Origin of the sequence: Lebetimonas sp. JH292 (assembly GCF_000523275.1) — a bacterium.
GTDB lineage: Bacteria > Campylobacterota > Campylobacteria > Campylobacterales > Nautiliaceae > Lebetimonas.
On sequence record NZ_ATHQ01000003.1, the window covers coordinates 19,947 to 40,149 of the forward strand.

The window sequence follows — 20,203 nt, forward strand, 5'->3', positions numbered from 1 at the left end:
TTCTCAATTATTAATTTTTATGTGTAAAAAAGTAACGGTTTTTAAAAAGTAATATATTTTTAAAAATTTAATGAATAAATATTCATTATTTTACGGGCTTTTTTTATTAAATTTTTAATTATGGTAAAATAATATATAAAAAAGGATTAATATGGAAGAAGTGTTACAAAAAGTAAAAGAAGCGAGCAGAATAACTGCAACGTTAAAAGCAGATATAAAAAGAAAAGTTTTAAAAGAAATGGCTGATGAAATTGAAAAAAACAAAGAAAAAATAATAAATGCAAATAAAAAAGATTTGGAATATGCTCAAAATGCCAAACTTTCAAATGCACTTATTGACAGACTTTTATTGAATGAAAAAAGAATAAAATCAATGGCTGGGGCACTCAGGGATATTGCCAAATTAAAAGACCCTGTGGGAAGAATAATTGACGGTTGGGTTTTGGATAACGGCCTTAGGATTGAAAAAGTAAAAATTCCCATCGGTGTAATAGGTATAATTTATGAATCCCGTCCAAATGTTACAAGCGATGCCGCAGCACTTTGTTTTATGAGCGGAAATGCATGTATTTTAAAAGGCGGAAAAGAGGCTATGCATTCAAATATAATTATTATTGAGTTGCTTCAATATGTTTTGGAAAAAAACTCACTTCCAAAAGATGCAATTTCCTTAATACCGGATTACAGCAGGGAAGGGGTCAGCACTCTTATAAAACAGGATAAATTTGTAGATTTAATTATTCCAAGGGGAGGGGAAAAATTAATAAAATTTGTAAGTGAAAATTCAAAAGTTCCAGTAGTCAAACACGATAAAGGTCTGTGTCATGTCTATGTCCATAAAGATGCTAAATTGGATGAAGCTATAAATATATGTATAAACGCAAAAGTCCAAAGACCAGGCGTTTGTAACGCAATGGAGACATTATTAGTGGACAAAGAAATTGCAGGAAAATTTTTGCCTAAAATAAAAGAGGCAATGGAAAATGAGGGGGTTGAGCTTAGAGGCTGCGAAATTACATTGGAATATATTGATATAAATAAAGCCACAGAAGAAGACTGGTTTGCAGAATATTTGGATAAAATACTCTCAATCAGAATAGTTGATAATGTAGAAGATGCGATTGAACATATTCAAAAATACGGTTCAGGGCACAGTGACAGTATTATAACAGAAAATTATTCCGTGGCGGAAGAATTTTTAAACAGGGTAGAGAGTGCCTGTGTATATGTAAATGCATCTACCAGATTTACAGACGGGGGTGTTTTCGGATTTGGGGCAGAAGTCGGTATTTCAACAAACAAGCTTCACGCAAGAGGCCCTATGGGGATAGATGATTTAACAACATATAAATATAAAATATATGGAAACGGGCAAGTGAGGAAATAGTGAAAATGGTGAAAGCCTGCCCGGCCGCTTGCAAAGCGGCGGGGTTATGAGTTGTGAGTGATGAATTTTGAATTATAAATTAAATAGAAAGGCAGAAATGATAGCAATTGATTTAGGAAGTAACACAATTAGGGCTATTAAATATGATTGTGCTACAAATGAAAAGCTGAACGAATTTGAAAGAATCATAAAAACGGCCGACAGGCTGGTTGAGACAGGCCGAATCTCTGACGAGGCAATAAATAGAATTATAAATGCTATTAAAGATATAAAAAAAAGATTTGGTGAAGATAAGATAAAAGCTGTGGCGACGGAAGCTTTAAGAAGTGCTAAAAATAAAGAATATGTGTTAAATAAAATAAAAGAGGCAACAGGTGTGGAATTTGAGATAATCACTCCTTTTGAGGAAGCAAATTATACGGCGGTTGCGGTAGAAAACTGTTTAAAAAAATGTGGATTTGAAAATGAAAGATTTTTTTTAGTAGATATAGGTGGAGGCTCTACTGAATTTATATTAAAAAATAAAGACAATATAATGGCTGAAAGTTTTAAATTAGGGATTGTAACTTTTACGCAAAAATATAAAACACCTGACGCAATAAAAATAGCCGTTAAGAAAAAGGCCAAAATTTTTAAAGATTTTATAGACCTTGCATTTTCAACACACAAAAAACCAAAAAATTTTGTTGCAAGCAGCGGAACCCCGACTTCCATAGCGGCTTTGAAAAAAGGTATGAATTATAATACATACAATCCGGAAAAAATAAACGGAACTGTTATAACTTTGGCAGATTTGGATTATTGGGCAGATAAACTTATGAAAATGGAAATGAAAAAAAGAGAGAAATTAGTGGGTGTTGGCAGAGGTGATTTGATAATTACCGGAATTTATATATTCAGGGAAATTTTTAAACTTACCAAATATAAAGAATGTATAGTGTGTGATGACGGTGTGAGAGAAGGCGTTGCTATATCTAAATGTAAAATGGAAAATAAATGATGGAAAATGAAAAGTGTAAAATTAAAGAAAATTGATATAATTTCATAAAAAAGGTAGTAAATGAAAATGACGGGTGCTCAAATGGTAATAGAGAGTTTGATAAAAGAAAATGTTGAGGTTGTTTTCGGATATCCGGGCGGGGCAATAATGAATGTATATGATGAAATTTATAAACAGAAATCTTTTCAGCACATTTTAGCCAAACACGAACAGGGTGCCGTTCATATGGCGGACGGTTATGCAAGGGCAACGGGTAAAGTAGGGGTTTCAATGGTTACGAGCGGTCCGGGAATTACAAATGCCATTACAGGAATTGCCACTGCATATGCAGATTCTATTCCTCTTGTAATTATTTCGGGGCAGGTTCCCACCACGGCAATTGGGACCGACGCTTTTCAGGAGGTTGATGCTGTCGGAATTACAAGACCTGTCACAAAACATAATTTTTTGGTAAAGGATGTAAAAGATTTGCCTTATGTGATGAAAGAGGCTTTTTATCTTGCAAGAAGCGGAAGACCGGGGCCTGTTCATATAGATCTCCCAAAAGACGTAACCGCAGCCAAAACATTTTTTAAATATCCGGAAAAAATAGATTTAATAACTTATAAGCCTACATATAAAGGCAATGCAAGAGCTATTAAAAGAGCTGCAGAAGCCATTAAAAAAGCAAAAAAACCTGTATTTTATATAGGCGGTGGTGCGGTACTCAGCACAGCGGCCGATATTATAAGAGAAATAGTTAAAATAACAAAAATACCGGCAGTTGAAACATTAATGGCAAGAGGTGTTTTAAGATTTGACTGTCCGTTTCTTTTAGGAATGGTGGGAATGCACGGCTCATATGCTGCCAATATGGCTATGAATGATGCAGATTTGATAATTTCCTTAGGGGCCAGATTTGATGACAGGGTTACAGGAAAAATAGACGAATTCGCTAAAAATGCAGATATTGTTCATATTGATATAGACCCTAGTCAAATAGGTAAAGTGGTTAAGACCAAATATCCTATAGTAGGGGATTTAAAATTAGTACTCGAAGATATGATGCCGTTTTTGGTAGAGGGTGTAAAACCTGAAAAGTTTGAAGAATGGCGCGAAATTTTAAACAGATATAAAGAACTTTACCCTTTGGCTTACAATGACAGCGATGAAGTAATAAAACCTCAATGGGTAATACAAAAAACCGGTGAAATTGTTCCCGAAGATGTAATAATTACTACCGATGTTGGTCAGCATCAGATGTGGGCTGCCCAGTTTTATCCGTTTACAAAGCCAAGACAGATGATTACAAGCGGAGGTTTGGGAACAATGGGATACGGTTTTCCGGCAGCGCTTGGAGCTAAAAGAGGGGTTAAGGAAAAACTGGTTGTTAATTTTAGCGGTGACGGAAGTATTATGATGAATATCCAGGAAGTTTTAACTGGATACAAATATAATCTGCCGGTAATAAATATTATTTTGAATAATAATTATCTTGGAATGGTAAGACAGTGGCAGAGTATGTTTTATAATGACAGACTTAGTGAAACCGATTTAAGCGATGTTCAGGCCGATTTTGTAGAACTTGCCGAGAGTATGGGCGCAGTAGGTTACAGGGTTAGTAAAAAAGATGAATTTATCGATGCATTAAACGACGCTTTAACTCAAAATAAAGTAGCATTTATTGATGTTCAGGTTGACAGAAGGGAAGATGTGCTTCCAATGGTGCCGCCTAACAGCCCTCTTAAAAATATGCTTGTATTTAAGGAAGACAAATGAAAAGAATAATATCTGTAATAGTTGAAAATGAACATGGAGTTTTGGCAAGAGTGGTGAATATGTTTGCTGCAAGGGGATATAATATTACATCATTAACCGTAGCCCCGATTCCAAACACCGAGTTTTCAAGAATGACAATAATGAGTGAAGGTGATCCAAAAGTATTTGAACAAATTGTTAAACAGCTTTATAAGTTGATTCCGGTTTATAAAGTAATTGAAAGCAGTGATTTTATAGAAAAAGAAATGACAATGGTTAAATTTTCGATAGAAAATAATCTCTCAGATATCGATGCACTTGCCAGATGTTATAACGGAAGTATAAGCAATGTCGGGGAAAAGCATGTGATTGTAAGTGTTGTTGACAGACCTGAGAGAATTGATAATTTTTTAAAGGCAATTAAAAGATTTAAGCCTGTTGATATAGTCAGAAGCGGCGTCAGTGTAATTGAAAGATAAAATAGTGAATAGTGAGTAGTGAATATAAAGGATAAAGAAATAATAAATAACGGATATGAAAAAATAAAAACAGGAAAGTAAAAATATGGCAAAAGAATGTAAAATGGCAAATGAGATTAAAGAATTTAATTTAAAAGAAATATGTAAATATTTGGATATTGAATGTCCGGACAGTGATAAAAAAATTATTGGAATAAATACTTTGCAGGATGCAGGGGAAAATGAAATAAGTTTTTTGGAAAATAAAAAATATGAAAAATTTTTAAGCAATACCAAAGCGGGGGCTGTTTTAGTAAGAGAGGAAGATGCCAAAAAATTACCTCAAAATGTAATTCCCTTAATTACAGAAGAACCGTATTTAAAACTGGCCATTCTTACAAAATTATTTATTTTTGCCCCATGGGAAAACGGAGGATATCAGATAAATAAAGATGCATTAGTGGACAGTTCCGTTAGGATTGGAAAAGGTGCAAGAATAGGCAAAAATGTTGTAGTTATGCCAAATGCCGTAATAGGCCCTTACGTTGAAATAGATGAGGGAAGCACAATTTACCCGAATGTAACTATTTACAGGGATACAAAAATAGGTAAAAACGTAACAATTCACGCAGGAAGTGTTATAGGAAGCGACGGATTTGGATATGCGCATACAAAAGAAGGAAAACATATAAAAATATATCATTTGGGAAAAGTTGTAATAGAAGATGATGTTGAAATAGGGGCAAATACCACTGTTGACAGAGCGGTATTTGGTGAAACACTGATAAAAAAAGGTTCTAAAATAGACAATCTTGTTCAAATAGGACATAACTGTGAGATAGGGGAATATTCTATATTGGTTTCACAAGTCGGGCTTTCAGGTTCTTCCAAACTTGGAAGAAATGTCATAATGGGCGGACAGAGTGCAACCGCCGGTCATCTTGAAATTGCCCCGTTTACTACAATTGCAGCAAGAGGAGGTGTTACAAAAACTGTAAAAAATCCCGGAATTTACGGAGGTTTTCCTTTAATGCCCCATAAAAGCTGGCTGAAACTGCAGGCAATTCTTTCAAAACTCCTGAAAAAAGATTGATTTTTTATTTTTTCTTGATATATGTCAATTTTTTTTTACCTTCTTTATATTACAATAAGAAAAACTTATAATAAAGGTGTGAAATGAAAGTATATTTGGATAATAATTCCACAACACCAATGGATGAAAAAGTAAAAAAGATATATTGCCAAAGCAGCGATATTTTCGGGAATGTAAATGTTATTTATGATTTGGGTATAGAGGCAAGAAAGGCCATGAACAAAGCATATGATATTATTTATCCCGGAATTGGCGCAAGTGACGAAGACGATATTTTAATTACCTCTTCCACGACAGAGGGAAACAATGCCGTAATTAAAACTTTTTTGGATGCCTATCTTAAAGGAAGTGACAAAAAACATATAATTACCACTATTGCTGAACACAGCTCAATAAAAGCGCCATGTGCTTATGCAAAAACTTTGGGGATGGAGGTTACATATCTTTATACCGATGAAAACGGAAGAATAAAGCTTGATGAACTGGTTGATGCAATAAGAGATGATACGGCTCTTATTAGTGTATTATTTGCAAGTAATGAAAGCGGTGCGATTCAACCTATTAAAGAGATTGGCGAGATAGCAAAAAAATATAATATCCCTTTTCACTGTGACGGAGCCCAGGCTATAGGAAAATCAAAGCTTAATGTAAGAGAACTCGGAGTTGATTATTTTACATTTTCGGCTCATAAATTTCACGGACCAAAAGGAATTGGAGGATTATATATTAAAAAAGGAGCTCCTTTTCTCAATTTGATACACGGGGGAAATCAAATGGGAGGAAAAAGAGGAGGCAGTGTATACTTAAACGGAATGGTTGCAATGGCTGAAGCTTTAAGATTGGCAAATGAGCATTTGGATGAAATGTACACAAAAGTTGCAAAACTCAGAGATAAACTTGAAGATGCAATTTTACAAATTCCTGATACTAAAACATATGTAGATAAAAAACAGAGGCTTCCAAACAGTGTAATTGCATCATTTAGGGGAATTGAAGGTGAAGCTATGCTATGGGATTTGAATTTAAATAAAATATATGCTGCAACAGGAAGCAGCTGCTCAAGTGAAAGGCTTGAAGGAAGCGAAGTGCTTGAGGCTTTGGGGGAAGACCCTGAAATAGCACATACCGGTATAATTTTTTCATTAAGCAGATTTACAACTGAAGAAGAAATAGATTATGTAATAGAAAAGTTACCAAAAATTGTTGAGAGACTAAGAAGCATATCAATGACATATGCAAAAGTAAAGCCTAATTAATAGTGAATAGTGAGTAGTGAGTGGTGAGCCTGCCCGGCCGCTTGAAAAGCGGCGGGGTGGTGAGTTGTGAATGGAAAAGCGAATTTATTCGCTAATAATTATATGAGACTAAAGCCTTATCTCCAATATGAATATGTTTTAGAAGTTATGAATTTATTTGCACAAATTGAATTTAAATTTTTATACAAGGAGTAATAATGGGAAGAAACGATTTAATAACAGGAAATGTCTGGGAACAGTATTCAAATAAAGTGATTGAAAGAATGAATAATCCGAAATTTTTAGGAGAATTCAGTGAAGAAGAAGCTAAAAAAAGAGGGGCAAAATTGGTGGTTGCCGATTTTGGAAGTGAAGCGTGCGGGGACAGTGTAAGACTTTACTGGCTGGTTGATCCTAAAACAGATAAAATAATTGATGCGAGATTTAAATCTTTCGGATGCGGAACGGCGATAGCCTCTTCGGATATGATGACGGAACTTACCATCGGTAAAACAGTGGACGAAGCTATGAAAATTACAAATCTGGATGTTGAAAAAGCATTGAGGGACGAACCGGACAAACCTGCATTTCCACCTCAGAAAATGCACTGTAGCGTAATGGCGTATGATGTAATTATTGAAGCGGCGGCCAAATATAAAGGTGAAGATGCAAAAAAACTTAAAAATAGTGAAATAGTCTGTGAATGTGCAAGGGTTACAAGAGGGGAAATCGAAGAAATAGTAAGAAAACATAATGTAAAAACTATTGAAGAGCTTCAAAAATACACTGACGCCGGTACGTATTGCAAAAGCTGCGTAGCCCCAGGGGGACATGAAGAAAGAGATGTATATTTAGTGGATATTATAAAAGAAGTCCAAGAAGAGATGAAAAAAGAAAAATTTGAAAAAGGGGCTGAATCTCAAAAATTTGAAGATATGAGTCTGGTTAAAAAAATTAAAGCTGTTGAAGAGATACTTGATAAAAAAATAAAACCGGCTTTAGCAATGGACGGCGGAAGTCTGGAACTCATTGATGTAAAGGAAAACGGCGATAAATTTGAAGTGTATGTAAGATATCTTGGGGCATGTGCTTCATGTGCCAGCGGAATGATGACATTAATGGGTATAGAAGATGAGCTCAACAGAAGTTTAAATACTGATAAAATAAAAGTAATACAGATATAAGAGGATTATTCCTCTATTTTTGTAATAGTGTGATGAGTAAATGAATAATCCTGTTCAGGATAATCAAGTCTGAAATGGGCGCCTCTGCTTTCTTCCCTGTAAAGTGCCGCTTTTGCCAAGGCTTTAGAAATATCAATTGCATTTACACATTCCAATTTTTCTTTTAAATTTGAATCTTTTTCATCATTTTCATTTAAAGTATTTTTGATGGTTTTTAATTTGTCGAGCGCTTTTTTTATTGCATATCCGTTTCTTAAAATACCCACTTTTTTAAATAACAGTTCGCCTATTTCATGTTTTATTCTTTTTGCGTCTATTTTTCTTTTTAATTTGTTTATTAATTCTTTGTCTTTTTGTATTGTATCATTCGGTATGTCGACAAATGTTTTTTGCCTGAAAGAATATTTAACGGCTTCGTATCCTGTAATTTTTCCAAATACCGCTCCTTCGCTTAAAGAATTGCCTCCAAGCCTGTTTGCACCGTTTACACCGTTATTTCCAGCTTCACCTGCATAAAAAACACCTTCTATGCTTGTAAAACCGAATGTGTCCGTTTTAATACCACCCATGGTATAATGGGCTAACGGATTTAAAGGAATTGGCTCTTTGCTTATATCTATTCCTTTTAGTGATTTAACTCTTTTTTTAAGATTAATAAGCTTTGTATTTATTATCTCTTCATCTATCATTGTCAAGTCCAGATATACTTTTTTGCCTTTATTTAATTGTTTTACTATTGCACGGGTAACAAAATCTCTTGTATTGAGTTCATCTACAAATTCTTTCCCGTCGCTGTTTATAAGTTTTCCTCCCTCCGCTCTTGCAGCCTCGGAAATTAAATAGTTTGTCCCTTCAAGACCTGTCGGATGAAATTGTATAAATTCCAAATCCATGGCTTCCAGCCCGGCTCTAAGCCCCATTGCTACTCCGTCGCCCGTCGCGTCTGTAATATTTGTAGTATATCCTCTGTAAAGCCCCGCATATCCTCCTGTTGCGACTATAACCGCTTTTGCTTTTATTATTTTTATTTCTTCATTGGTTTCATCTAAAAATGTGGCCCCTGCAACTTTCCCATCGTTTATTAATAAATTAATTGCAAAATGATTTGTAATACTCGGAATATCAAGTTCTTTTATTGTTTTATTCAGTGCTCTCATAATTGCGGGACCTGTAGCATCGGCTGAGAAACATGTTCTTTTGAATTTTGTTCCGCCAAAGGGTCTTTGGGCAAGTCTTCCATCGGGAAGTGTGGTAAAAGGAACTTTGTATTTTCTGTGCAGATTTCTGATTACCTGGGGAGCGTTTTCGCAAAAAATTCTGACTGCTTCTTCTTCCGCCAGTCCTATACCGCTTTTTAATGTGTCTTCTATGTGATGTTCAATTGAATCTCCGTCTTTCATATTATTTAGAGCGGCGTTTATTCCGCCTTTTGCCATAAATGAATTGTTAGCCATTGGGGATTTTTTTGTAACAATTGCAACATTGCTTCCAAGCTCTTTAGCCTCAATGGCAGCCATCATTCCTGCAATTCCGCTGCCAATTACCAAAATATCATATTGCATCAGTTTCCTTTTTGATATAATTGTATCAAAAAAAGGTTTTTAATGAAGAGGATTTTAATCTTATTTGTTTTAATAAGCTCTTTAATGGGTTATGAAGTTACAATTAAAAGTATACAAAATGATAAAATAAGTGTAGACAAATATGTAAAAAAGGGCGTAAGCGGAATAGTTTTGTGTCCTTATGAAAATAAAAATATAATTTGTGCGAAGGCCACACTTTTTGGCACTGAAGGTAAATTGAGTGTTTATGATAGTTTGGAAAATAACTCTTTTGCTATTCCTGTAGCCATACCAAAACCCGGTGATAAAATCATCCTGGCAAAAAATTACAACAGAATAATGATTATCGCCCCAAATCAGCAAAGTTATTTAAAAGCTAAAGAATTATTTAAAAATAAAACACTGATTTCTCCTGATATTTTTGCGACTTTTTTGGACGAAAATCCGACAAAGAGTGATTTTATAAATTTTGCAAAAAAGATGGATATAGGTTTGTATGCTTTTGTTTTGGATAAAATATATCTTGTGGATTCATACAGCTTTTATGCCATAAAAGAGTTTTCAGCCGAAAAAAATTATAAATACACCGAGCCTTTTTTTGTAACCTATCCAAATTTTCATATAGAGGGAAATGTTTTTTCAAAAGTTAAAAATCTGTTTAAACAAAGTATCGGTTTATATGCCAAATATTACAAAAGTTTAATAAAGGAATAAAATGATTGAAAGCAGACATATAGAGAATTTAAAAAACATTGTGGGTGATGAGGATATCAAAACAGACAAAGCTCATTTAAGGGCGTATTCCTATGATGCCACAAAAGAACATTTTTATCCGGATGCGGTAATATTTCCTGAAAATGAAAAACAAATAAGTGAAATTTTAAAATATTGCAATAATAATAAAATAGCTGTAATTCCAAGAGGTGCGGGAAGCGGTTTTACAGGCGGGGCGCTTCCGGTAAACGGGGGGATTATACTGGCTGTGGAAAAATATATGAATAAAATAATTGAAATAGACGAAAAAGATATGGTTGCAGTGGTTCAGCCAGGGGTTATTAATGCACATCTTCAAAAAGAAGTAGAAAAAAAAGGTCTTTTTTATCCACCGGATCCCGCAAGTATGGATTATTCCACAATAGGCGGAAATGTGGCTGAAAACGCAGGCGGTATGAGAGCCGCAAAATACGGACTTACAAAAGATTATGTAATGTGTCTCAGGGCTGTTTTACCAAACGGGGATATTATAAGGGCAGGGAAAAGGACAATAAAAGATGTAGCCGGATATAATGTGGCGGGGATATTAATAGCAAGCGAAGGAACTTTGGCTGTATTGACGGAAATAACGCTGAAACTGCGTCCAAAGCCCAAAATGAAAAAAACATATATGGGGATTTTTGAAAATGTGGTAGATGCAATGAATGCCGTTTATAAATCCCTTTCATCCGGAGCCGTGCCTGTTGCCATGGAATTTATGGATGCCCTTGTTGTAAGGGCGCTGAGGGAAAAATTAGGGGTTAATCTGCCTGAATGGGCCGGGGCTTTACTTATAGGCGATGTTGACGGAAATGTTGAAGAAGAAATTGATTATCAATTAAAAATTTTGGAAAAATCATTTAAGCAAAACGGGGCTAAAGAATTTATTGCAACGGCAGAGAAAGAAAAATCAGAAGAAATATGGTTTGCGAGGAGGAATGCAAGTCAGTCTATTACAATATACGGAAGTAAAAAATTAAATGAAGATATATCTGTACCAAGAAGTAAACTTCCGGATGCACTAAAAGGAATAGAGGAAATAGGGAAAAAATATAATGTGGTAATTCCCTGTTTCGGGCATTCCGGGGACGGGAACATCCATGTAAATGTAATGGTTGACGGTGAAAATGAAGATGAGGTTAAAAGGGGTTATAAAGCGGTGGAAGAAATTTTTAAACTTGTTGTTTCCCTTGAGGGAACACTCAGCGGGGAGCACGGAATAGGTCTTAGCAAGGCTCCTTTTATGAAACTTGCATTCAGCGCGGCTGAAATGAATCTGTTTAAAAGAATAAAAAATGCATTTGATCCAAACGGAATACTTAATCCCGGTAAAATGGGAATATAAAATAGTGAGTAGTGAGTAGTGAGTAGTGAGTAGTGAGTAGTAAAATGAAATTATGTACTTTTAATGTAAATTCTATAAGACAAAGAGAAGAAATTGTAAAAAATATTATAAATGAATATAATGTGGATGTTATATGTATGCAGGAAATTAAAACCGAAGAGGATAATTTTCCAAAATTCGACAATATGCACTGCATTATTCACGGTCAAAAAAAATTAAACGGTGTGGCGACATGCAGCGTTTTTGAAATTGAAAATTATCAAAAAGGTTTTGAGGGAGAACTTAGCGAAGCGAGATTTATTTATACATTGATTAATAATATTCATATTATCAATATTTATGCGCCTCTGGGAGACAATTACGGCGAAAGGTTTGAATATAAAATTTATTTTTATAATAAACTGTTTGAATTTTTGAAACGATTTGATTTAAACAAGCAAAAAGTTTTAATATGCGGTGATTTCAATATATCACATACATCTCTTGATGTCTGGGACGAAGAAATCTGGGACGGTGAAGTGACCCATTTACCCGAAGAGAGGGCAATTTTGTCTAAATTTTTAGACAGCGGATTTATAGATGTTATAAGAAAAAAACATCCTAATGAAAAAGTCTTTTCATTTTACGATTACAGAGGCGCCGCGGTTTATAAAAACGAAGGGCTCAGGCTTGATTATATATTGGTGAGTGAGCCTCTTTTTGAAAAATTTAAAGATGTGGAAATTTTAACCGAAATCAGGCGTAAACGAAAGCCTACTCCATCTGACCATGTGCCGTTAGTTGCAGAATTTGATATTTAAAGGTTTAGGTTGTTAAATGAAATAATAAACTTTTTGGTGAATTTTGCTCATTCTTTAGGATATATAGGTATTTATTTTTATATGCTTTTAGTCGGCACTTTTATACCGGTTCCAAGTGAGCTTGTTTTACTGCCGGCCGGATATCTTGCGGCAACAGGTAAAATGAATCTGATCAGTGTTTGGTTATGCGCTGCACTCGGCAGTTTAAGCGGCGCTCTTATAAATTATTTTTTGGCAAAATTTTTGGTAAATAAAATCTTAAAAGACAAACCTGTAATAGAAAAAGTAACAAAATTTTGGAAAAATCATGGAAAAATTTCCGCCTTTTTAGCTCCTCTTACGCCTGGACTTGGACAGTATATTTCTATTCCCGCCGGTTTATCCCATATGCCGCTTAAATGGTTTATTCCTCTTACTTTTTCGGCAAATCTGATATGGACCGGATTTTTAATAATGGTAGGTTTTTTATTTGGAACCGGAGAAAAAGCGCATAAAAGTGCTGTCTTCGGAAGTTTGATTTTACTCGGGAGTGTGATAATTATAGCCACTGTTTATGTGTTCAGTGAACTGAAAAAGACTAAATAAATCTTTTTATGTCTTCTCCGGAATATATAATAATTTCAGCTTTTATATTTTTAAGTTTTTTTTGAATCAATTCAGTTAGTCTTTTTTGTGTTTTATTTAAGTCCATTTTTTCAGGTTCTATAAAAATTATTACAATTTTATTTTGATAATGATAAATTTTGTCACTTCTTCTTATATTGTTTTTTAATATTTTAGAAATTTCTTTTATCGTCTTTTCAGAGGGGATATTCTCAGAAATAATTTTCAGCAGTGCAAAATTTTTCCCGTATCTTTGATATCTGTTTTGCAAAACATTAAGAGTTTCTTCCAGATGATATAAATTATAAAGTTTACTTACAGGATTTTTAAGTGTTTTTATATTCAGACTTTTACTTATTACACTGTAAACAATATAAATACTCACAAGTGTTGTAAGTACTGAAATTATGGATATTAAAATTATAAAAAACAGAATTTTTTGTGTTTTATTCTCCATTGCCTTTGCTATATAAATTACAAGAGGGTCTGCCGTTTCCCAGCTTTGTTCGCTTAAAATATATAATTTGTTTTTATTTTTAGTTTTTTTTATTTTTTCCCAGTTGTTTTTTAAACTGTAAAAATTTTTCTTAAAAAAATCCATAGCTTCATATGGAATGATGTCTTTATAGATGTTTTCAACATCTGAATATTTATTGTCAATATATTTTTTTACGTCTTTGATTTTTTCTTTATCTTTTCCTATCAGCGCAAGTTTGCAGTATCTTTGTGTTCCTCCCCTTATTTGCCCCAGTTCATTTATAATGTATGCATTTTTTATTTGATTGTTTTGTACTAAATATATTACAGAAAAAGAATTAACAAGAATAACTAAAAAAATAAAAAAAAGAAGAAAAATTATTGTTTTAGTGTGTTTCATAATCCACAACTCTTCTTTCGAGTATAAAAGGCTTTATGAAATCAATGATTTCCAAATGTTTTGGATGTGTGGCGTAAATTTTTAAATCTTCAATGTTTTTCACTTCGGTAATTACGCAAAAATCACTGGAATTTTCATCAAATTTTATATCAATTCCCACTTCTATATGTTTAATTTCTTTAATCAGATTTTTTAAATTTTCTATTTGTTTTTTAAACTCCAAAAGGGGGGCATTTTTTTTTGTTTTAAAAATAACTACATGTCTAATCATAATATTTCTTTTACAAATTCTTCTATTCTTTTTATGCCTTTGTTTATAGTTTCAAAATCGGTTGCAAATGAAAATCTGAAATATCCCTCACTTCCGAATCCAAGTCCCGGAACCACGGCAACGCCTTTTTCTTCAAGCAAATCAAGGGCAAAATTCATTGAATCGTTTACAATTTTTTTATGATTTACAAAAATATAAAAAGCGCCCTGCGGTTTTGCTGCACTGAGTCCCTCAATTGAATTGAAAGCCTCGTATACAAAATCTCTTCTTCTTTTAAATTCATTTACCATTTTTTTTATACCTTCGTCTGCTTTTCCAAGAAGTGCCGGAATAGCCGCTTTTTGTGTTATTGTGTTTATATTTGATGTACTTTGTGATTGAAGGGTTATCATTTTTTTTACAAGCTCTTTGTTTTTACTTGCACAGTATCCGAATCTCCAGCCTGTCATTGCATGGGATTTAGACAGGCCGTTTACAGTAACAGTTCTTTTATACATATCTTCATTTATACTTGCCGCCGCAACAAATTCCCCCTCATAAATAAGTTTTTCATACATTTCATCACTTATAACCCAGATATTCGTTTCTTTTAAAATTTCGGCAATTGCACTTAATTCTTTTTTTGAATATATGCTTCCTGTGGGATTACTCGGGGATGTAATCATTAATGCTTTTGTTTTTGGTGTAATTGCTTTTTTCAGCATATCCGGCGTAATTTTAAAATTTGTTTTTTCATTTGTCTGGATAATTACAGGTATTCCCCCATGATATTTTACAAGCTCAGGATATGTAACCCAGTAAGGAGCCGGGATTATTACCTCGTCACCTTTATCCACAATAGCTGCAAATATGTTAAAAAGGGATTGTTTTGCACCGTTGCTTACCACTATTTCGTCCATTTCGTAATCCAAATGGTTATCTCTTTTCAGTTTTATTTTTATAGCTTCTAAAAGTTCCGGAATCCCGGCAACATTTGTATATTTTGTAAATCCTTCGGTAATGGCTTTTATTGCTTCATATTTAATAACTTCAGGTGTGTCAAAATCAGGTTCACCTGCACTGAAAGCCAAAATATCCCTGCCCTGGGCTTTTAAATCCCTTGCTTTTTGAGAAATTGCTATTGTTAATGAGGGAGAAAGTTTTTGTATTCTTTTACTGAACATTATATACCTTTTTTAACAAAATTATAGCAAATTAGGATAAATTGTGTGCTATAATAAATAAAATATATTAAATAACAAGGAGAAAAATGAAAACGATAATGCAGAGTTTAGAAGAGCTTAAAAAAAATATTGAAAATCCGGAATTAAAAACAAAAATAAATTTGGTTGAAGATGCATTTAGAAAATTAAGGACAAAATCCGGTCTAAGTGGGCTGGTTAAAAAGAAAAAATTAAGAAAAATTTTAAAAACAGTTGAATATGAAGAGGAATTAATAAAATTACAAATAGAACTGATTAAACTTCAAAACTGGGTTTTTGAAAATAAAAAAAGAGTTATGATTATTTTTGAAGGAAGGGACGCCGCAGGAAAAGGCGGAGCTATTAAAAGATTTGCCGAGCATTTAAATCCAAGAAAATACAGGGTTGTGGCTCTTCCAAAACCTACAGAAGTTGAATCGGGGCAGTTTTATTTTCAAAGATATTTCAGACATTTGCCAGATCCCGGTGAAATAGCTTTTTTTGACAGAAGCTGGTATAACAGGGCGATTGTTGAGCCTGTTTTCGGATTTTGTACAAAAGAGCAGTATGAAAAATTCATCAGAGAAGTCCCGGAAATGGAAAATGCCCTAATAGATGACGGAATAATATTAATTAAATTCTGGTTTTCTATTTCAAAAGAAACCCAAAAAAGAAGATTTGAAGAGAGAATGAGGAATCCTTTAAAACAGTGGAAACTCTCACCTGTTGATAAAAAAGCCCAGGAGCTTTGGGATCAGATAACATATTATAAAGAGGAGATGTTTTCCAAAACACATACCAGCTATTCACCTTGGATTATTGTAAATTCCAATGATAAAAAAACCGCAAGGTTAGAAAGTATCAGATATGTGCTTTCCCAGATCCCTTATGAAGGTAAAGAAAAGGCAAAAGTTTCACTCCATCCCGACCCGGATATAGTCCAAAGGTATCACAGAAAAAATATTCAATTGGATTAATCAGCGGTTTTTAAGGGCTTCTAAATAATCCCTGTATTTTTTTTCTATTTCCTCTTATTTCCTCAAATTTAGAAAAATAAAAATATAATTTATAAGCATTTTGAGAGGTAAAACTTAAAAAGTAGGTGTTTCATTTACAGAAAACAGGAATAAAACACTCTTTTTCCTATTTTGGATTAGCAATGAGAGTTACTTACATCTGAGATGAAAATGAATTTGATTTTTGCTTTTCTTTTTGTTATTATTTATTAAATAATGATAAACTTTTATAGATACAAAAGTTTAACGATGATGAAATTTATATTCATGTAAGTACAAAAACCTTTTAGAATAAAAATAATCCATTTGACAGTTTCTTTAGGAGAATGCGAGATATGAATAAAAAAACAAAAAATAACGCTCATTTAGAGGGAAGCATATACAAACATTTTGCATATCTTTCTAATAAATCATATCTAAACAGTTTGAATATGAACAAGTTAGGCACAATAAAAAAAACATAAATGTATAATATAAAACAAATAGATAAAATAGTAAAACCGTTTATAAAATGGGCCGGTGGGAAAACACAGTTATTAGATGAAATTAATAATCTAATTCCTGATTACATTAAACAAACTCAATTTACATATATTGAGCCGTTTGTTGGTGGAGGTGCTGTTCTGTTTTGGATTTTACAAAAATACCAAAATATTAAAAAAGCGATAATCAATGATATAAATGCAGATTTAATCAACGCTTACAAAACAATAAAAGAAAATGTTGAAGAATTAATATCCGTTTTAAAAATATGGGAAAAGGAATACCATTTGTTAAAAGACAAACCTGAAGAAAAAAAAGAATACTATTATACAAAGAGAACTTTATTTAATAGTAGAAAATCTGATAAAACAATTCAAGCAGCACTGTTTATATTTCTTAATCGAACTTGTTTTAACGGTTTATATCGTGTTAACAGAAAAAATGAATTTAATGTGCCAATTGGAAGTTATAAAACACCAATGATTTGTGATGAAAAAAATTTAAGAGCCGTAAATAAAGTTCTTCAAAAAGTAATTATATTAAACAGTGATTTTGAAGAAACGTTGAAATATGCAAAAGGAAATACACTGTTTTATTTTGATCCACCTTATAAACCTTTAAGCAAAACATCAAGTTTTAATTCTTATGTAAAAGATGAATTCGATGATAACGAACAAATAAGGCTTGCTAAATTTTGTAAAAAAATTGATTTACTCGGATATCAATGGATATTAAGTAATTCAGATGTTAAAGGAAAAGATCCAAATAACAATTTTTTTGATGAGTTGTATAGTGAATTTAAGATAAAAAGAGTTTTAGCAAGAAGGAATATTAACTCAAAACCAAATAAAAGAGGAGAATTAACAGAATTGTTAATTACAAATAATGCTTATGAAAAAATTATGTCAATTGCTCAATAAAACAGAAGATGAACTTTTTGAAGAGATTACATCATCTTTTAAAGATAAGATTACACAATGGGATTATTTTGTAAACTGGAAAAAAGTTTTACAAAATATTGAGCCGATTGAAAAAGAATTGAACCTGCTTAATTATCTTATTGGTAAAAAGAATTTACATAAAGAAATCATTGATTTATTGCAGAAATATCCAGAAACAATTAAAGCAATTCCACTACTTCTTGCAATTAGAAACAAATCTTTGAAGGTTTTGATAGATACAAGAAATTTTATTTATAGGGAATTTAATTTTTCAAAAAAAAGTTATTCAAAAACTGAAATAAAAACATTTGCTGATTTTATATTAAAGAGTGGTTTGGGAGATCTTTTACAAGATAAGAAAATTAAGAATTTGGTTGATTATGCAATCGGTGTTGAAGTTGGTTTGGATAGCAATGGCAGAAAAAATCGTGGTGGAACTTTAATGGAAAATATTGTGGAAGAATTTGTAAGAGACACAACAAAAGAATTAAACATTAAATATATGCCACAAGCGACCGCAAAGAAAATTAAAGACAAATGGAATATTGATGTTAAAGTTGATAAATCATCAAGAATTATTGATTTTGCTGTTAACAAAAACGGTAAGCTTTATTTTATCGAGGTTAATTTTTATGGTGGCGGGGGTTCCAAACTTAAATCTACTGCAACTGAATATATTAGAATGAATGATTATTGGAACAACCAAGGCATTGAATTTATTTGGATAACCGATGGAGCCGGCTGGAAATCTACTCTAAAACCATTGAGAGAATATTTTGATAAAGCGGATTATCTTTTGAATTTAGAAATGTTAAGAAACGGAGTATTAAAAAGGATATTGAAATAGAATACCGAGGTTATGAAGTCGAACAATTAAAAAATGGAAATAAAATTGTTATTACAAAACCTGGTGGAAAGACAGTTTACGGATTCTCGTTTTTATTTATAATCCGAAAGAAAGTGGATTATGGCAAATAACACCTATCGAACTTATTGATTTATTAGAACGAGTAAAAAATGGTGAAGAACCAAATGAATTTATAGAAGAAATTGACCTATTAAAATTTAATACTGGAGAAAGCTCTGTTAAAGGCTTATAAATGGATTTGGGGGCAAGAAGATGTAAACTATCCAAATGGTGAAGGACGTGAGATGTCGTGGAAAAGTATTGAAGAATTTAGAGAAAAAATTAAAAATGATTAAATCCTATTTTAAATCAAAAGATAAAAAATTTATCTTATTACACGGAGATGTATTTGAATTATTACCGCAATTTGATTTCAAGTTTAATATGGTTTTTGCCGATCCGCCATATTTTTTATCAAACGATGGTTTAACCATAAAAAACGGGAAAATTACCAGTGTAAATAAAGGTAAATGGGATAAATCTAAAGGTTTTGAATATATAAATGATTTTAACCGCAGATGGCTAAAACTTGTTCGTGATAAGATGAAAGATGACGCTACTATTTGGATAAGTGGCACTATGCACAATATTTTTAGTATTGGCCAGATTTTAACAGAGTTAGATTTTAAAATTCTTAACATAATTACTTGGCAAAAAACAAATCCGCCGCCAAACTTTTCGTGCCGTTATTTTACACACTCAACAGAACAAATCATCTGGGCGAGAAAAAATGCAAAAGTTCCACATTATTTTAACTATGAATTGATGAAAGAAATAAACGGTGGAAAACAAATGAAAGATGTTTGGACATTACCAGCCATAGCAAAATGGGAAAAATCGTGCGGAAAGCATCCAACACAAAAACCGTTATCCGTATTAACAAGAATAATTCTTGCTTCAAGTAAACGAGGAGATTGGGTTTTAGATCCATTTACCGGAAGTAGCACTACCGGAATAGCTGCAAATTTGTTAGAAAGGAAATTTTTGGGAATTGATATTGAGGATGAATATCTTAAAATAAGTAAAAACAGAAAACTTGAAATAGAAAACAAACAAATCTTTAATAAATACCACAACAAATTACAAAACTTTATAAATATCAAAAAATTCACAACCCTCAACTCTTAAAAGGTAATTAGGTCTTAATGTCAATTCATATCAGAAAAAAATAGTTTTATTTTTTCTGCTTATTCTTTTGTGTTCTAAATTTGAATAGGAAGAAGTCTATACATCTTTTGAAAAAGATGTCAATAAGAGTATCCGGATATAGTAAAAACTGTGTAAATCCTAATATAGATGTTGAGAGATGATAAAATAAAAAAATAAAAGTAAAGGATTTACACATGAGTATTTTAAACATTGAAGAATAT

At 32.6% G+C, this 20,203-nt stretch carries 19 protein-coding genes; 15 read left to right on the top strand and 4 right to left on the bottom strand.

The window, feature by feature from the left end:
* Positions 1-151 precede the first annotated feature (151 nt).
* The 7 genes from DZ64_RS0109830 to DZ64_RS0109860 all read left to right on the top strand — a co-directional run bounded on the left by DZ64_RS0109830 (position 152) and on the right by DZ64_RS0109860 (position 8,094).
* Positions 152-1,387, top strand: a complete 1,236-nt coding sequence (locus tag DZ64_RS0109830; RefSeq protein WP_024790389.1) for a glutamate-5-semialdehyde dehydrogenase — start codon at positions 152-154, stop codon at positions 1,385-1,387.
* Positions 1,388-1,484: 97 nt separating this feature from the next.
* The gene (locus DZ64_RS0109835; RefSeq protein ID WP_024790390.1) at positions 1,485-2,387 is read left to right on the top strand and encodes a phosphatase; all 903 of its coding nucleotides are present in this window, start codon (positions 1,485-1,487) and stop codon (positions 2,385-2,387) included.
* A 60-nt stretch (positions 2,388-2,447) separates the two neighbouring features.
* Positions 2,448-4,145: an acetolactate synthase large subunit gene (locus tag DZ64_RS0109840; protein WP_024790391.1), complete on the top strand. Its 1,698-nt coding sequence runs from the start codon at positions 2,448-2,450 to the stop codon at positions 4,143-4,145.
* Positions 4,142-4,603: an acetolactate synthase small subunit gene (ilvN, locus tag DZ64_RS0109845; protein ID WP_024788319.1), complete on the top strand. Its 462-nt coding sequence runs from the start codon at positions 4,142-4,144 to the stop codon at positions 4,601-4,603. Before DZ64_RS0109840 ends, ilvN begins: the two co-directional genes overlap by 4 nt.
* Before the next feature lie 85 nt (positions 4,604-4,688).
* Positions 4,689-5,675, top strand: a complete 987-nt coding sequence (lpxD, locus tag DZ64_RS0109850) for a UDP-3-O-(3-hydroxymyristoyl)glucosamine N-acyltransferase (RefSeq protein WP_024790392.1) — start codon at positions 4,689-4,691, stop codon at positions 5,673-5,675.
* A gap of 83 nt (positions 5,676-5,758) precedes the next feature.
* A complete protein-coding gene (locus DZ64_RS0109855; RefSeq protein WP_024790393.1) occupies positions 5,759-6,931 on the top strand; it encodes a cysteine desulfurase family protein in 1,173 nt (390 codons plus the stop codon).
* 197 nt (positions 6,932-7,128) lie between these two features.
* Positions 7,129-8,094 carry an iron-sulfur cluster assembly scaffold protein NifU gene (locus DZ64_RS0109860; RefSeq protein WP_024790394.1) on the top strand — a complete coding sequence of 322 codons (966 nt, stop codon included), beginning with the start codon at positions 7,129-7,131 and terminating at the stop codon, positions 8,092-8,094.
* A gap of 5 nt (positions 8,095-8,099) precedes the next feature.
* Here the strand turns inward: DZ64_RS0109860 and DZ64_RS0109865 are convergent, their stop codons facing one another.
* Positions 8,100-9,656, bottom strand: a complete 1,557-nt coding sequence (locus DZ64_RS0109865) for an L-aspartate oxidase (protein WP_024790395.1) — start codon at positions 9,654-9,656, stop codon at positions 8,100-8,102.
* A 42-nt stretch (positions 9,657-9,698) separates the two neighbouring features.
* On the opposite strand from DZ64_RS0109865, the gene DZ64_RS0109870 reads away from it, so the two are divergent.
* The 4 genes from DZ64_RS0109870 to DZ64_RS0109885 are packed head-to-tail and all read left to right on the top strand — an operon-like array spanning position 9,699 to position 13,139.
* Positions 9,699-10,370, top strand: a complete 672-nt coding sequence (locus tag DZ64_RS0109870) for a plasminogen-binding N-terminal domain-containing protein (RefSeq protein WP_024790396.1) — start codon at positions 9,699-9,701, stop codon at positions 10,368-10,370.
* 1 nt (position 10,371) lies between these two features.
* Positions 10,372-11,754: an FAD-binding oxidoreductase gene (locus DZ64_RS0109875; protein ID WP_024790397.1), complete on the top strand. Its 1,383-nt coding sequence runs from the start codon at positions 10,372-10,374 to the stop codon at positions 11,752-11,754.
* A 44-nt stretch (positions 11,755-11,798) separates the two neighbouring features.
* On the top strand, positions 11,799-12,554 hold the full coding sequence (xth, locus tag DZ64_RS0109880; protein ID WP_024790398.1) for an exodeoxyribonuclease III: 756 nt from the start codon (positions 11,799-11,801) through the stop codon (positions 12,552-12,554).
* A gap of 9 nt (positions 12,555-12,563) precedes the next feature.
* Complete coding sequence (locus DZ64_RS0109885; protein WP_024790399.1) at positions 12,564-13,139, top strand: DedA family protein; 576 nt, start codon at positions 12,564-12,566, stop codon at positions 13,137-13,139.
* On the opposite strand, the gene DZ64_RS0109890 is transcribed toward DZ64_RS0109885, so the two are convergent.
* Genes DZ64_RS0109890 through DZ64_RS0109900 form a run of 3 tightly spaced genes read right to left on the bottom strand, consistent with a single transcriptional unit; the run spans position 13,132 to position 15,468 of the window.
* The gene (locus DZ64_RS0109890) at positions 13,132-14,034 is read right to left on the bottom strand and encodes a hypothetical protein (RefSeq protein ID WP_024788328.1); all 903 of its coding nucleotides are present in this window, start codon (positions 14,032-14,034) and stop codon (positions 13,132-13,134) included. The two genes, DZ64_RS0109885 and DZ64_RS0109890, sit on opposite strands and share 8 nt — an antisense overlap.
* Positions 14,021-14,305, bottom strand: coding sequence for a Dabb family protein (locus DZ64_RS0109895; protein WP_024788329.1), 285 nt, complete (start codon positions 14,303-14,305; stop codon positions 14,021-14,023). Before DZ64_RS0109895 ends, DZ64_RS0109890 begins: the two co-directional genes overlap by 14 nt.
* Positions 14,302-15,468, bottom strand: a complete 1,167-nt coding sequence (locus DZ64_RS0109900) for a pyridoxal phosphate-dependent aminotransferase (protein ID WP_024790400.1) — start codon at positions 15,466-15,468, stop codon at positions 14,302-14,304. Before DZ64_RS0109900 ends, DZ64_RS0109895 begins: the two co-directional genes overlap by 4 nt.
* Positions 15,469-15,554: 86 nt before the next feature.
* Between DZ64_RS0109900 and ppk2 the strand changes: the two genes are divergently transcribed.
* The 4 genes from ppk2 (at position 15,555) to DZ64_RS0109925 (ending at position 19,961) form a co-directional block, all read left to right on the top strand.
* Positions 15,555-16,463 carry a polyphosphate kinase 2 gene (gene ppk2 / locus DZ64_RS0109905; RefSeq protein WP_024790401.1) on the top strand — a complete coding sequence of 303 codons (909 nt, stop codon included), beginning with the start codon at positions 15,555-15,557 and terminating at the stop codon, positions 16,461-16,463.
* 503 nt (positions 16,464-16,966) lie between these two features.
* Positions 16,967-17,905, top strand: coding sequence for a DNA adenine methylase (locus DZ64_RS0109915; RefSeq protein ID WP_024790402.1), 939 nt, complete (start codon positions 16,967-16,969; stop codon positions 17,903-17,905).
* A complete protein-coding gene (locus DZ64_RS0109920) occupies positions 17,871-18,773 on the top strand; it encodes a type II restriction endonuclease (RefSeq protein ID WP_236618763.1) in 903 nt (300 codons plus the stop codon). The genes DZ64_RS0109915 and DZ64_RS0109920 overlap by 35 nt, the downstream gene beginning before the upstream one ends.
* A 348-nt stretch (positions 18,774-19,121) precedes the next feature.
* Positions 19,122-19,961 carry a site-specific DNA-methyltransferase gene (locus tag DZ64_RS0109925; protein ID WP_024790404.1) on the top strand — a complete coding sequence of 280 codons (840 nt, stop codon included), beginning with the start codon at positions 19,122-19,124 and terminating at the stop codon, positions 19,959-19,961.
* Positions 19,962-20,203 lie beyond the last annotated feature (242 nt).

What these genes read in the sequence shown, in the direction of transcription:
- DZ64_RS0109830 (WP_024790389.1), top strand. Translation starts at nt 152, where the DNA reads ATGGAAGAAGTGTTACAAAAAGTAAAAGAAGCGAGCAGAATAACTGCA.
- DZ64_RS0109835 (WP_024790390.1), top strand. Translation starts at nt 1,485, where the DNA reads ATGATAGCAATTGATTTAGGAAGTAACACAATTAGGGCTATTAAATAT.
- DZ64_RS0109840 (WP_024790391.1), top strand. Translation starts at nt 2,448, where the DNA reads ATGAAAATGACGGGTGCTCAAATGGTAATAGAGAGTTTGATAAAAGAA.
- ilvN (WP_024788319.1), top strand. Translation starts at nt 4,142, where the DNA reads ATGAAAAGAATAATATCTGTAATAGTTGAAAATGAACATGGAGTTTTG.
- lpxD (WP_024790392.1), top strand. Translation starts at nt 4,689, where the DNA reads ATGGCAAAAGAATGTAAAATGGCAAATGAGATTAAAGAATTTAATTTA.
- DZ64_RS0109855 (WP_024790393.1), top strand. Translation starts at nt 5,759, where the DNA reads ATGAAAGTATATTTGGATAATAATTCCACAACACCAATGGATGAAAAA.
- DZ64_RS0109860 (WP_024790394.1), top strand. Translation starts at nt 7,129, where the DNA reads ATGGGAAGAAACGATTTAATAACAGGAAATGTCTGGGAACAGTATTCA.
- DZ64_RS0109865 (WP_024790395.1), bottom strand. Translation starts at nt 9,656, where the DNA reads ATGCAATATGATATTTTGGTAATTGGCAGCGGAATTGCAGGAATGATG.
- DZ64_RS0109870 (WP_024790396.1), top strand. Translation starts at nt 9,699, where the DNA reads ATGAAGAGGATTTTAATCTTATTTGTTTTAATAAGCTCTTTAATGGGT.
- DZ64_RS0109875 (WP_024790397.1), top strand. Translation starts at nt 10,372, where the DNA reads ATGATTGAAAGCAGACATATAGAGAATTTAAAAAACATTGTGGGTGAT.
- xth (WP_024790398.1), top strand. Translation starts at nt 11,799, where the DNA reads ATGAAATTATGTACTTTTAATGTAAATTCTATAAGACAAAGAGAAGAA.
- DZ64_RS0109890 (WP_024788328.1), bottom strand. Translation starts at nt 14,034, where the DNA reads ATGAAACACACTAAAACAATAATTTTTCTTCTTTTTTTTATTTTTTTA.
- DZ64_RS0109895 (WP_024788329.1), bottom strand. Translation starts at nt 14,305, where the DNA reads ATGATTAGACATGTAGTTATTTTTAAAACAAAAAAAAATGCCCCCCTT.
- DZ64_RS0109900 (WP_024790400.1), bottom strand. Translation starts at nt 15,468, where the DNA reads ATGTTCAGTAAAAGAATACAAAAACTTTCTCCCTCATTAACAATAGCA.
- ppk2 (WP_024790401.1), top strand. Translation starts at nt 15,555, where the DNA reads ATGAAAACGATAATGCAGAGTTTAGAAGAGCTTAAAAAAAATATTGAA.
- DZ64_RS0109915 (WP_024790402.1), top strand. Translation starts at nt 16,967, where the DNA reads ATGTATAATATAAAACAAATAGATAAAATAGTAAAACCGTTTATAAAA.
- DZ64_RS0109920 (WP_236618763.1), top strand. Translation starts at nt 17,871, where the DNA reads ATGCTTATGAAAAAATTATGTCAATTGCTCAATAAAACAGAAGATGAA.
- DZ64_RS0109925 (WP_024790404.1), top strand. Translation starts at nt 19,122, where the DNA reads ATGATTAAATCCTATTTTAAATCAAAAGATAAAAAATTTATCTTATTA.